The 12,622-nt window shown below is 44.6% G+C and carries 9 protein-coding genes; 8 read left to right on the plus strand and 1 reads right to left on the minus strand.

Features of this window, described 5'->3' with window-relative positions:
• Positions 1-46: 46 nt before the first annotated feature.
• From GKD17_RS06980 to GKD17_RS06995, 4 genes are read left to right on the plus strand one after another with little or no spacing between them, the layout of a single operon-like run.
• Positions 47-418: a plasmid mobilization protein gene (locus GKD17_RS06980; RefSeq protein WP_005650044.1), complete on the plus strand. Its 372-nt coding sequence runs from the start codon at positions 47-49 to the stop codon at positions 416-418.
• A 4-nt stretch (positions 419-422) separates the two neighbouring features.
• The gene (locus GKD17_RS06985) at positions 423-1,343 is read left to right on the plus strand and encodes a relaxase/mobilization nuclease domain-containing protein (RefSeq protein WP_005835710.1); all 921 of its coding nucleotides are present in this window, start codon (positions 423-425) and stop codon (positions 1,341-1,343) included.
• Between the two features lie 29 nt (positions 1,344-1,372).
• Positions 1,373-2,134 carry a hypothetical protein gene (locus GKD17_RS06990; RefSeq protein ID WP_004295303.1) on the plus strand — a complete coding sequence of 254 codons (762 nt, stop codon included), beginning with the start codon at positions 1,373-1,375 and terminating at the stop codon, positions 2,132-2,134.
• Between the two features lie 7 nt (positions 2,135-2,141).
• Positions 2,142-3,068 (plus strand): site-specific integrase, encoded by a 927-nt coding sequence (locus GKD17_RS06995; RefSeq protein ID WP_005641960.1) that lies wholly within the window; start codon positions 2,142-2,144, stop codon positions 3,066-3,068.
• 68 nt (positions 3,069-3,136) lie between these two features.
• On the opposite strand, the gene GKD17_RS07000 is transcribed toward GKD17_RS06995, so the two are convergent.
• Positions 3,137-4,057 carry a helix-turn-helix domain-containing protein gene (locus tag GKD17_RS07000; RefSeq protein ID WP_007837811.1) on the minus strand — a complete coding sequence of 307 codons (921 nt, stop codon included), beginning with the start codon at positions 4,055-4,057 and terminating at the stop codon, positions 3,137-3,139.
• Positions 4,058-4,336: 279 nt separating this feature from the next.
• Here GKD17_RS07000 and GKD17_RS07005 point away from each other — a divergent pair, with 279 nt between their 5' ends.
• The 4 genes from GKD17_RS07005 to GKD17_RS07020 all read left to right on the plus strand — a co-directional run bounded on the left by GKD17_RS07005 (position 4,337) and on the right by GKD17_RS07020 (position 12,619).
• Positions 4,337-5,491, plus strand: a complete 1,155-nt coding sequence (locus tag GKD17_RS07005; RefSeq protein WP_004295300.1) for a lactonase family protein — start codon at positions 4,337-4,339, stop codon at positions 5,489-5,491.
• A 24-nt stretch (positions 5,492-5,515) separates the two neighbouring features.
• Entirely contained in the window at positions 5,516-7,123 is a 1,608-nt protein-coding gene (locus tag GKD17_RS07010) for a carboxymuconolactone decarboxylase family protein (protein WP_005835705.1), read from the plus strand.
• Between the two features lie 1,170 nt (positions 7,124-8,293).
• On the plus strand, positions 8,294-10,990 hold the full coding sequence (locus tag GKD17_RS07015; protein ID WP_005835700.1) for a SusC/RagA family TonB-linked outer membrane protein: 2,697 nt from the start codon (positions 8,294-8,296) through the stop codon (positions 10,988-10,990).
• 12 nt (positions 10,991-11,002) lie between these two features.
• On the plus strand, positions 11,003-12,619 hold the full coding sequence (locus GKD17_RS07020; protein ID WP_005641955.1) for a RagB/SusD family nutrient uptake outer membrane protein: 1,617 nt from the start codon (positions 11,003-11,005) through the stop codon (positions 12,617-12,619).
• Positions 12,620-12,622: the final 3 nt, after the last annotated feature.

A 12,622-nucleotide genomic window follows, 5' to 3' on the forward strand; every position in this document is an offset into this window, starting at 1 on the left:
CGCAGATTTTGGAATGAAAGAAGTACGGACGAAAAAGAAAAAACATATGACAAACGATGTGAATGGGATGAAGAAAAAATGTGGCCGTCCGGCACTGGGCAGGACGCGTAAATTGACCAGAGGCGTGACGGTGAAGTTCTCCCCCGTCAGCTACGAGGCTCTCAGGTTCAGGGCAGGGAAGTCCGGCCGGAGTCTGGCGGTCTATATCAGGGAGGCAGCACTGGCGGCCACCGTTACGGCAAGGCATACACCGGAGGAGAACGCACTGTTGCGCAGCCTGGCGGGAATGGCTAACAACCTGAACCAGCTGACAAAGCTCTCGCACCAGACCGGCTTTTACAGGACAAGGCTGCTGATAGAGGGGCTGCTGGGAAAGCTGAAGCGGATCATGGATGATTACAGACCGAAAGGAGGATAGCCTCATGATAGGGAAGATCAGGAAAGGCCGCTCGTTCGGCGGCTGCATACGCTACGTGACGCAGAAGGACGACGCGGAAATCATCGCCTCGGAAGGCGTGCTGCTGGGAACGGCAGAAGAGATGGCGCGAAGTTTCCGGTGGCAATGCCTGCTGAATCCGGACGTGGCGAAACCGGTGGGACACATCGCGCTCAGCTTCAAGCCGGAGGACGCACCGAGGCTGACCGACGCGTTTATGGCAAGGCTGGCGGGGGAATACCTGGAACTGATGGGGATACGGAACACGCAGTTCATCGTGGTGAGGCATCACGGGACGGACAACCCGCACTGCCACATCGTCTTCAACCGGGTGGACTTCGACGGGAAGGTGATTTCCGACAGCAACGATTTCAGGCGCAACGAGAAAGTGACAAAAATGCTTAAGGACAAGTATTCGCTCACCTATTCCGAAGGCAAACAGTCCGTTAAAACGGAAAAGCTGCATGCTTCCGAAAAGGTGAAATACGAAATATACCGTGCGGTCAAGGAAGCTTTGAGGAGTGCAGATACATGGAAAGAATTTCAAAATAAGCTCTTAAAAATGGGCGTGGAAATGGAATTCAAGTACAAGGAAAACACTAATGAAGTGCAGGGCATCCGCTTTATAAAGAACGGTCTGTCATTCAAGGGAAGTGGGATTGACCGCAGTTTCAGCTGGTCAAGGCTGGATGCGGCATTGGACCATAACCATGTCACGTCCCTGGAAAATGACGTTTCCCAAAAGCAACCGTACCATGAACAAAGTCATGGTTCTGTTATTGATAACCTGGTCGAAGTCACCGGTACGGGTGGCGTGTTCATGCCGTCGGTGGCACCGACGGAGGACGAGAAAGAGGCGGAACGCCTGCGGAGAAAGAAGAAGCGCAGGAAAGGAAGGAGTTTGTGAACCATATGTATAACAAAAAACTTTGAAAGATGAAAGAGGAAAATTATCTGGAAGGCATCTACGGATGCCTTGAAAGGATCGAGAAGAAAGTGGAGACGCTGCCCGTGGAAGGCACAAGCCCCGCAGTTGGAAACCGGACCAGTTCCCCGGAAGGGATTGCGGAACTGAAAATCCGTCTGGAACGCCTGCAATCCGCGGTGGAGAAAAACGGCTTGGAAATAGCAGCGGTACGTAACCATACCGTCCGGTTGTCGGAAGGCTGGCCGTTGTCTGCCGAAACGTTTGCCGGGGAGATGGAAAAGATTAGATACTGCCTGAGTCAAGACTGCCAAGCTGTAAAGGAGACAGTGAGACGGCTGGATGAGAGAATGGTCCTGCTGAAAAAGGAACCGGAGCGCAGACTGGTGACCTACCGTCTGGAAAGCGCATCCAAGGCAGTGGTAACGACAGCTTCAGCACTGATCCTGGCACTGATCATTTCCGTCTGGACCAACTGCAACCAGTACCGCACGAACCGGCTTTTGAAAGATGCCGATTTGAAATACCGAGCCATCAGGATCTGCCTGCCGGGGGATGATCCCGACATCGCCTTCCTTGAGAAGCATTTCACCATCAAGCGGGACGAGGAAAAGATCCGGCGTGTGGAAAGGCTGGTGACCGCTTTTGAGGACTCGGTCAGGAACCGCATCCGTAACCATGAAATGGCAGCCTACAAGGACAGTCTGGCGCACCGGCTGTTCAGGGAGGCACAGGAAATCAGGAAGCAACTGGACAATCCCAATTCAAAATGACTGCACTATGGCAACAATCAGAACCAAATTCAGGTCCTCGTCCGCGGAAGGCAGGGAGGGCGCACTGTATTATCAGGTGATTCATAACCGTGTGGTCAGGCAGATCAGTACCGGATACAAACTTTTCGCTTCGGAATGGGACCAACGTTCCGAAGCGGTCATTCCCTGTCAACACCCTGCAGGGATGGAACGGGACAATTATCTTCTATCGGTAGGGGAACGGATAAGACGGGACAAAATCCGACTGGAAAAGGCTATCAGGACATTAAGCCAATCCGGTCCGTTTACAGCGGATGATATCGTCATACGTTTCCATGACAGCGGACAAGAACCTTCGTTTAACGACTATATCCGGCAACAGATAGTAAGGCTGAAACGTTTGGGAAAGATACGGACCTCTGAAACCTATACAGCCGCGCTCAAAAGTTTCAGCAGTTTTATGAAAGGTAGCGATATACTGTTTGGCGAACTTAGCTCTGACTTGCTCATGGAATACGAGGCTTATCTGAAAAACAGGGGGAACTCACCCAATACAATCTCGTTCTACATGCGCATTCTGAAAGCGGTCTACAACCGTGCGGTGGAGAACGGACTGACCGGACAGCGGAACCTGTTCAAGTCTGTTTATACAGGTGTGGAAAAGACCTTGAAACGGGCCATTCATTTAAATGATATCAGGCGTATCAAAAGACTGGACTTGTCCCTGAAACCCCACCTTGATTTCGCACGTGACATGTTCCTGTTCTGCTTTTACACACGGGGGATGTCCTTTGTGGACATGGCTTATCTGAAAAAGGGAGACATTGCGAACGGAATCCTGACTTACCGCAGGAAAAAGACCGGACAACAGCTGTTCATCCGATGGGAAAAGTGTATGCAGGAGATCATCAAACTTTTTTGTTTATCGGTTCAAGATTTCAAAGTTGTTCATTAATTGCTTTGTTGGTTATATCCAGAGTATTATTTGTAAGAGACTCTACGAATAAATGATGATAAGACCAGTTAGTTTATCGCTTGTTTTATAATTTCATTGCGATATTCGTTCGGTGTGCAACCTTCCATCTTCTTGAACCAACGTGTGAAATGTTGCGGGTATTGGAAACCCATTTCATCTGAGATTTGACTGATACTTTTTTGCGTGTTCATGATGCGCTCTTTGGCTATATCCATAATTTTTTGCTGGATATGCTTGATTGCTGACATACCGGTTTCCTTTTTTACCAGGTCACTGAAATAATTGGTGGAAAGACACAGTTGGTCAGCGCAATACTGTACCGTCGGAATACCTTTACTCGTTGGCAAGGCAGAATGATAGTAATTATTGAGCAACAATTCAAAATGCGCCAACAAATCGTTGTTGGCATTTTCCCTTGTAATGAACTGGCGGTCATAAAAGCGGATGCAGCGGTCAAGGAGAAGCTTCATGGTATCAATAATCAAAGAACGGCTGTGCTTGTCAATAGGATGCCTCAATTCTTCTGCTACATTGTTTATACATTCAATGACTACTTTGCGCTCCTGTTCTGACAGGTGCAGTGCTTCGTTGGCATTATATGAGAAATAAGAATACTCTTTTATTATATGTGCAAGGGAAGTACCGCGCAATAGTTCGGGATGGAACATCAGGGCCCATCCGGCCGGCTGGTGCAGACTGCCATCATCGTCAGAACCCATTACCTGCCCCGGAGCGATAAACAGCATGGAGCCTTTTTCATAGTCATAGAGGCTCCGTCCATAATTCATCGTACCGCAGTCAGTATCTTTCAGCAACACAGCATAAATGTTGTACAGTTTCTTTGAGTGTCTGATGGGCTGCACCTCGTAACAATTCACAACGCTGACCAACGGGTGCAGAGCTTCGACTTCGAAAAGGTCGCAGTACTGCTGAACTGTATCTATTCTTGTTATATCTCCCATAACCATCCTTTTGTTTTTTACAAAAATAAGTATTTATATTGACATTGCTGTCTGAGGAACAGCTGTTTCTTTTCTATCCCTTATTTATTTTATTCCATGACGACAAAGTTAGTTCATTCAATCAACGAACATATAACCCTAATCACAGACTGTCTTACCATTTTCACAGATAACATTTAACCCGGTCCAAGCCCGATGAAAGTGGTAATTTTATCAGTGATTGAGGTCTAATCTTCAGTATGTGAATGCTGTAATTTTGCAAGTGAAACCAAAAAGGTAAATAAGATGAAACCAAAAGCTTTATTTGTCATGTTAATCTTATGGCTTAGCTTCACTACGATTCAAGCGCGGTCAACCGAAGATGTCCCGGATAAGGGAACTTATGCAAAATTTCTGTTGGTAGGATGTTATATGAAGCCAGACGAAGAAGGTGTCAGAATGTACCGGTTTGACGGACAAACTGCCGATGTCGACTATCCGTGTGGGCTGAGAGGGATTTCAAATCCTGCTTTCCTTACATCTGATAGCACTGGTAATCGAATTTATGCCATAGGCGATGATGAAGGGAAAAGTTCGACTGCCAATGCTTTGCTTTTTGATAAGGAAAGTGGTCTGCTGTCTCTGCTTAACTCGCAATCTACAGACGGTGAACTTCCTATTTATATTACTCTCAGTCCAAAGGAATACTTTGTTCTGACAGCAAATTATAAGGGTGGCAGCATCACGGTATTCTCACAGGATAAGAAAGGAAAGTTGCAACGTGATACAAAAATAATTCGTTTTGCTGGAAATGGGCCGAATAAAAAAAGGCAGGAACAATCGCATCTGCATTGCGTGACCTTTACACCTGATGGCAAATTCCTTCTTGCTACCGATTTGGGAACAGATTGTATCTATCTGTTTCCGATAGGCAAACGACCGGAAGCAGGTAAGGCTCATTCTCTGTTGGATGAATCAAGAGTAGTCCGCATACAGATGGATTCCGGCTCAGGACCTCGACATATATGTTTTCACCCGAATGGCAGATTTGCTTATCTCATCAGTGAACTCTCGGGTAAAATAACTGTATTCTCCTATAATGAAGGCAAGTTGGAACGTTTACAAACAATTGTCTGCGACCCTTTCGTTGCAGAGGGAAATGCAGATATCCATGTTTCATCCGATGGCAAATTCCTCTATGCTTCCAAGCACTTGAAAGAAGATGGCATAATTGTTTATTCCATTGATTCCCAAAAAGGAACATTGGTTCAAATAGGATTTCAGCCAACAGGTCTTTATCCGCGAAGTTTTGCCATCTCTCCGGATGGTTGCTATTTGGCAGTGGTTTGCAGGGATGCCAACTGCATACAGATATTCGAAAGAAACCGAAATACGGGGTTACTGAAGAATACGGGAAAAAATATCCGACTGGAAAGACCGGCGTTTGTCAAGTTCTTATAAATTCATCACTAAACAGAAAGCAATATGAACAAGTTAATTACAACCATCGCCTGCCTGATATGCTGTATCGTTTATACGCAGGCACAAAACAAGGACAATATGTTAAGCAAGAAAGAACAAAGTATTGCCGCCATCAGTATGTATGCCGCACGTGGCAATCAGGACAGCCTCAAAGTGATCCTTGCCAGAGGACTTGACTGTGGGCTGACCGTGAGCGAAGAAAAAGAAGTACTTACCCAGCTCTATGCCTATTGCGGCTTTCCACGCAGCATGGGTGCATTGGTTACGCTGATGAATCTCACCAAAGAGCGTGCAGCACAAGGCATAAAGGATGAAGCCGGACGGGAGCCTTCTCCGGTAAAGAGTTCGGATATGTTTGTTGTCGGTGGACAAAACCAGCTGAAACTGTTCGGTCGTCCGGCACTAGGAGAAGTGCTGACATTTGCTCCGGCATTGGACCAATTTCTGAAAGCTCATCTGTTCGGTGACATATTCAGCCGTGACAATCTCGACTGGCGTACCCGTGAACTGTCTACTGTGGCTGCCTTGTCGGTGTTGGACGGCGTGAAGAATGAGTTGAATACTCACATTGCCCATGCCAAGCACAACGGCGTGACACAGGCTCAGATAGACGAAGTACTTATCATGGCGGCACGCTGTCGGAACGGAATGGTGCTTTCTGAATCCGATGAACCGGCAAAGACTTTTCAAACAGATCCGACAATTACTGTCCGTAAGGTCTTTTATAAAAACAGGTATGATATCATGCTTTGCGCCGAAATGTACCTCCCGAAGGATTTCAATGAAGCGCAACACTATGCAGCCCTCATCATCGGACACCCGTTCGGGGCTGTGAAAGAACAGTGTAGCGGACTCTATGCACAGGAAATGGCACGGCGAGGCTACGTGACTCTGGCTTTTGATGCTTCCTATCAAGGTGAAAGTGGAGGAGAACCGCGTCACACGGTATCGCCCGACGCATTGGTGGAAGACTTCAGTGCTTCTGTAGACTGGCTCGGACTACAACCGTTTATTGACCGCAACCGTATCGGTGTGATTGGCATCTGCGGAAGCGGCGGGTTCTCTGTCTGTGCGGCTTCTCTCGACCCCCGCATCAAGGCATTGGCAACCGTGAGCATGTATGATATGGGGCGTGCCACCCGTAACGGTTTGGGGGATTCGATGACGGATGAACAAAGACGCAAACTGTTGGATGAAGTTGCCGAACAACGTTGGAAGGAAGCAGAAACGGGAGAAGCACGTATCCGCTTTGGCACACCGGAGAAACTGCTGGGAAATGCCAATGCCGTGCAGAAGGAGTTTTTCGATTACTATCGCAACCCCTTGCGTGGCTATCATCCGCGCTATCAAGGTATACGCTTTACCAGTCAGGCGGCATTGATGAACTTCTATCCGTTTGCCATGATTAAAGAGATTTCACCACGCCCCGTGCTATTCATTGCAGGCGAGCATGCACATTCGCGCTATTTCAGTGAGGATGCCTATCAAGAAGCCAGCGAACCGAAAGAACTGTATATCGTTCCCGGAGCCAATCATGTAGACTTGTATGACCGGATGGATAAGATACCGTTCGAAAAAATTTCGGAATTCTTCTGGTATGCTTTGCGGTAATTCAGATGAAAATGGTAATGCTATCCGTGATTATGATACAGCAAAGCGAATACGCAGGAGGGTAACTTTGCAACAGAAACAATTTAAAGATTATAGTATTTGCAACCAGTTATTACTCAATATTTTGTGAGTTATAAGTCAGAAATATGGGCATAACCTTTAGGGGTACATTCTAAAAGGTGAAGATTTAACCTTTTTATTATTTCTTAACACTCAAAGAGCGGTGGTAGAGGGTATTTTCCCTCTTTTCGGTACTTTATTGATGGTTCGATGTTCCCATCTTTCCACATTGCTTGGCTCGTTCGCACAAGCCACTACAAAGGTACTACAATTTCCAATAAAGGCAAGAGGACAGCAATTCAAATCTATTATTTTTGAGGGAGTGAAATCTGCCGCTTGCCAAATTTCTCTCTGTCGAAAATAATAGTCCTCTGAAAAGAATGAAAACAGCATTGATAAAATTGCCTTATTAAGGGGGGGGCTATGCTGTTTTATGCTATTATTTCGTCAGTCGTTTATCTCCGTTGCCGGATGCAGTTTTCAGCCAAGCCGATGAATAAGAAAAGGTTTTGGAGCTGTTTACTCTCCAACGGAGGACGAAACTGCTCCAAATGGTTTACCGCTTGAACTTTTCGTTTTCTAAAAGAGGTTTGGCAACCTTTGCATCCGACAAAAGGAGATAAATGACCAGATATATAACAGTAGTATTACATTAAGGTAAAGAACAACCATGGTATAGTATTATTGCAATTTAACTATTTAAAGTTTGTTTATAATCAAATCATTTAAAGATTTTTGTCCTTCTATGATTTTTTGTATTTGATAAATGTCGTAATTAAATAAAAAATATCACGCATAATGACTTTTTCTTTTTTCTAAATTTCTTCAAATGACAAATTATTGTTACCTTTGTAATGTAATGTAGTTAATGGTTGCGCTTATAAAGTCCTTGGAAAGGATTTATGTATAAAAGAGGTAGATGTTTACTCTGTTCTTGCTTGGATTATCAGCATCACTGATATGAAATAACAAAAAAAAATATACAATGGCTAAGCGGACGGACAGGCAGGGAAATAGTACAGATTCCCAATCCCCCTCTTTATAATACATTGCGTATAAGATTTATTAACTGTCTGGTCTGGGGAATCTACAGAGATTTAACGAATCAAGATGGGAAGAGTCAGTCTTTGTCTTGTCATAATGTTCTTCATCTGTAGTGCTCAAAAAATTGATGCACAAGTACAGAATATCAGAGAGAAACAAGATACCATTTCGGCGACTAAATCATTAGAGCATATCAGGCCCGAGAATATCAAGAAGGGACCATTGAATAATGCTTTGGATGTATTGAGTGGTCAGTCTGCCGGTGTGAACGTCACCACTAATGGGACTGACAGGCTCGCTATGCTGAATAGTATCCGTGTGCGTGGTACCACATCCATTATGGGTGGCAATGACCCGTTAGTAATTATTGACGGAGTGACATCTGACATCGCTACGCTATCTACCATATATCCCGCAGACATCGAGAGTTTCACTATTTTGAAGAATGCTACCGAAACGGCAATGTACGGTTCCCGTGGTGCTTCAGGTGTAATTGAGATTAAGACCAAGAAAGGAACGGGGCGAGGTTTCGAAATATCATATGATGGCAACTACGGATTCGAGTCAATGTATAAACATCTGCAAATGCTCAACGGCCCGGAGTATATAGCTACAGCAGAGGCACTTGGATTAGATTACAATAATGGTGGCTACAACACCAATTTTCACGATGTAATTACTCGTACGGGCTTGATACATCAGCATCACTTGGCTTTTAGCGGTGGTTCGGAAAACTCAAACTATCGAGCATCGTTCGGTTTTATGGATCATAATACAATTGTCAAAGTTAACGATTACCGAAATTTAGTGGTAAAACTTGATGCTACACAAAAGGCTTTCGATGGTCGCTTAGTTGGCGATTTTGGTGTATATGGCTACTCGTCAAAGATACACGACATTTTCGATACACGAATGCTGTTTTACTCGGCAGCTGCACAGAATCCTACATATCCAGCAGGAACTGATGTTAATGGCAACTGGGTGAAGAACTCGGCTGCATCACACATCAACCACCCCGGAGCACTCCTCTATGAGAAAAATGACTCCGAAGAACGGAATTTCAATACACATTTGGGGCTGAAATTTAATATCCTTGACAATTTGATATTGTCGGCTTTCGGCTCTTATTCATATTCATCTACGGGAAATGCTCAATTTTGTCCTACATGGGTGTGGGCGCAAGGCAATGTTTATCGTGGAGAGTTCAAGGGTGAAGACTACTTTACAAATGTGTCCCTCTCATATAACAATGCTTGGGGAGACTCACACCTTGATGCTGTTGTTGGCGCAGAATATCTTAAACAGGTAAGGACTGGTTTATGGGTGCAGGCAAAAGGAATAACAACAAATGATTTCTCCTATAATAACATCGGAGCAACATCATCGCGTCCTTTCGGTGGTACGAGCAGTAGCTATGAAGACCCGTCACTTGCTTCAATAATGGGTAGTGTCACATATAGTTACAAGGATAGATATTCTATTGCGGCAGCACTCCGTGGAGATGGCTCTTCAATGGTAAGCGATAACAATACTTTCGGATTCTTCCCATCAGTATCACTGGGTTGGGATGTAAAAAAAGAAGGCTTCCTCTCTGATACTGACTTTATAACAATGTTGAAACTAAGAACCGGATATGGTCGGTCAGGAAATCTTGGAGGTATAACATCCTATACAACACTTAATACCGTAAAGGAGAATGGTATCGTATCCATCAACGGTGCACCTACCGTAACAATGGGAAGTATACGCAACACGAATCCGGACCTTAAGTGGGAGACTCGTTCAACATTTAATATCGGTTTTGACTTAGGTATATGGGATAATCGGTTGATGCTTACCTCGGAATTATATTACTCAAAGACAACGGATATGCTCTATGAGTATGATGTTCCCGTTCCGACCTTTGCGTTCGATAAACTGATGGCAAATATCGGCTCGATGTCTAACCAGGGTGTCGAACTAGGAATCTCGGTAGTTCCCATTCAACGAAAGGATATGGAGATGAATATCAACTTCAATATGTCCTACCAGAAGAATAAGTTACTTTCGCTTAGTGGAGAGTATAATGGTATGCATATGACAGCTTCAGATATTACTCCGATTGGCTCGCTTTATGGTGCAGGTCAGAACGGTGGAGACAATAATGTAGTATATCAGATTGTAGGTCAGCCATTGGGGGTATTCTATCTACCTCACTGCAAAGGGCTTAAAGAAAATGAACTTGGTGGCTACAGTTACGATATTGAAGATTTGAATGATGATGGCGAGATTGATTTTAGCGATGGCGGAGACAGGTATATAGCAGGTCAGGCAACCCCCAAGGTAACTATTGGATCAAACATCAGTTTCCGTTACAAGTCCTTTGATATTGCCATGCAGATAAATGGTGCTTTCGGTCATAAGATATTCAATGGCACGGGCTTGGCTTATACCAATATGTCTATATTCCCTGACTACAATGTATTGAAGGGTGCTCCTGAAAAAAATATTATTGATCAGAATGTTTCAGACTATTGGTTGGAAAAAGGTGACTATGTAAATATTGAACATATTACCATAGGCTACAATATTCCAATGAAATCCAAGGCTGTGAAGTCATTGCGTCTTTCGGCAGGCATTAGCAACCTTGCAACAATCACAGGCTATAGCGGTCTTACTCCAATGATAAACAGTTATGTAGTAAGCAACACTTTGGGCATTGACGACAAACGCACCTATCCTTTATATCGTACCTATTCGTTAGGTCTTAGTATTCAATTCTAACCGCTTACAGTTATGAAAAGATATATAAACATATTGATGGTTGCTTTGGCAACGATGATGACCTCTTGTCTTACTGAAGACCCTAGAGATCAACTTTATGAAGAAGACATTTACAACAATGCCAACAACATATATATTAATGCAGTGGCTGTGCTCTACAATTACATTGGTGGCAGTGCAGACAGTGAGGGTTTACAGGGGACCTGTCGTGGGATTTATGACTATAACACACTTACTACAGACGAAGCCATGATACCTATTCGTGGTGGCGACTGGTACGATGGAGGTTTGTGGACGAATATGTATCAGCATAAGTGGAGTCCTAATGATTTACCACTCTACAATACTTGGAAATACCTCTACAAGGTTGTTGTGTTATCGAACAAATCTCTGCATATCATCGATAAGTATAGCCATAACCTATCTGAGGAGCAGAGAGTGGCCTACGAAGCTGAGGTGCGAGCTCTGAGAGCACTTTTCTACTACTACATTATGGATATGTATGGCAGAGTGCCCATCGTAACATCCTATGAACAACCGCAGGATGAAGTTGTGCAGAGCGAGCGTAGCGAGGTTTTCCGTTTTATCGTGAATGAGTTGCAGGAGGTTGCCGAGTTGTTGCCAAATGAGCGTAGTAATAAGATGGGTAACTACTATGGTCGTATAACAACACCTGTAGCTAATTTCCTTTTGGCTAAGTTGGCTCTTAATGCCGAGATATATTGTGATGATAATTGGACTGATGGCGTTCCACGGAACGGTAAAGAGATATTTTTCACCGTCGATGGTGAGAAACTCAACGCTTGGCAGACCTGTATCAAATATTGCAATAAACTTGCCGAGGTAGGTTATCGGTTGGAGGACGATTATAGCTATAATTTCTCTGTGCATAACGAGAACTCCAACGAAAACATATTCACCATTCCGTTGGATAAGAACCTCTATGCTGCGCAGTTCTGGTATCTCTTCCGATCACGACACTACAACCATGGCGGTGCGTTGGGTGGCTCATCGGAAAATGGTACCAGTGCCAATATCTCAACAGTCTTAGCCAACGGATACGGCACAGATGATGTAGATGCTCGCTTTGAAAAGAACTTCTATGCCGGCATCGTAGAGGTTGATGGAAAGCCTGTAATGATGGACAATGGACAGCAGTTGGAGTATTTCCCATTGGAGCTAAAGTTGAATCTTACGGGAAGCTCCTATGTCAAGACAGCTGGTGCTCGTATGGCAAAATATGAGGTTGATAGGACCTCACATTCCGACGGTAGACAACCGGATAACGACATCGTGCTATTCCGCTATGCCGATGCTCTCCTGATGAAGTCCGAGGCAAAGGTACGTAATGGTGAGGATGGCTCGTTGGAGTTGAACGAAGTCCGAGGTCGTGTTGGTATGCCATATCGAGAAGCTACGCTTGAGAACATATTGAAAGAGCGTTTGTTGGAGTTAGTATGGGAAGGCTGGCGACGACAAGATATGGTGCGTTTTGGAGTTTATCACAAATCATACGATCAGCGAGTCCAACTGGCTGATGAGAAAAATGGGTATACCACAGTTTTTCCTATTCCACAAAAAAGTATAGACTTGAACCCAAAATTGAAACAAAATGTTGGATATAAATAACTT

The organism is Phocaeicola dorei, assembly GCF_013009555.1.
In the GTDB taxonomy this organism is placed as follows: domain Bacteria; phylum Bacteroidota; class Bacteroidia; order Bacteroidales; family Bacteroidaceae; genus Phocaeicola; species Phocaeicola dorei.

Bases quoted from the DNA above. Each gene is read 5' to 3' on its own strand.
- GKD17_RS06980 (WP_005650044.1), top strand. From the start codon at position 47: ATGACAAACGATGTGAATGGGATGAAGAAAAAATGTGGCCGTCCGGCA.
- GKD17_RS06985 (WP_005835710.1), top strand. From the start codon at position 423: ATGATAGGGAAGATCAGGAAAGGCCGCTCGTTCGGCGGCTGCATACGC.
- GKD17_RS06990 (WP_004295303.1), top strand. From the start codon at position 1,373: ATGAAAGAGGAAAATTATCTGGAAGGCATCTACGGATGCCTTGAAAGG.
- GKD17_RS06995 (WP_005641960.1), top strand. From the start codon at position 2,142: ATGGCAACAATCAGAACCAAATTCAGGTCCTCGTCCGCGGAAGGCAGG.
- GKD17_RS07000 (WP_007837811.1), bottom strand. From the start codon at position 4,057: ATGGTTATGGGAGATATAACAAGAATAGATACAGTTCAGCAGTACTGC.
- GKD17_RS07005 (WP_004295300.1), top strand. From the start codon at position 4,337: ATGAAACCAAAAGCTTTATTTGTCATGTTAATCTTATGGCTTAGCTTC.
- GKD17_RS07010 (WP_005835705.1), top strand. From the start codon at position 5,516: ATGAACAAGTTAATTACAACCATCGCCTGCCTGATATGCTGTATCGTT.
- GKD17_RS07015 (WP_005835700.1), top strand. From the start codon at position 8,294: ATGGGAAGAGTCAGTCTTTGTCTTGTCATAATGTTCTTCATCTGTAGT.
- GKD17_RS07020 (WP_005641955.1), top strand. From the start codon at position 11,003: ATGAAAAGATATATAAACATATTGATGGTTGCTTTGGCAACGATGATG.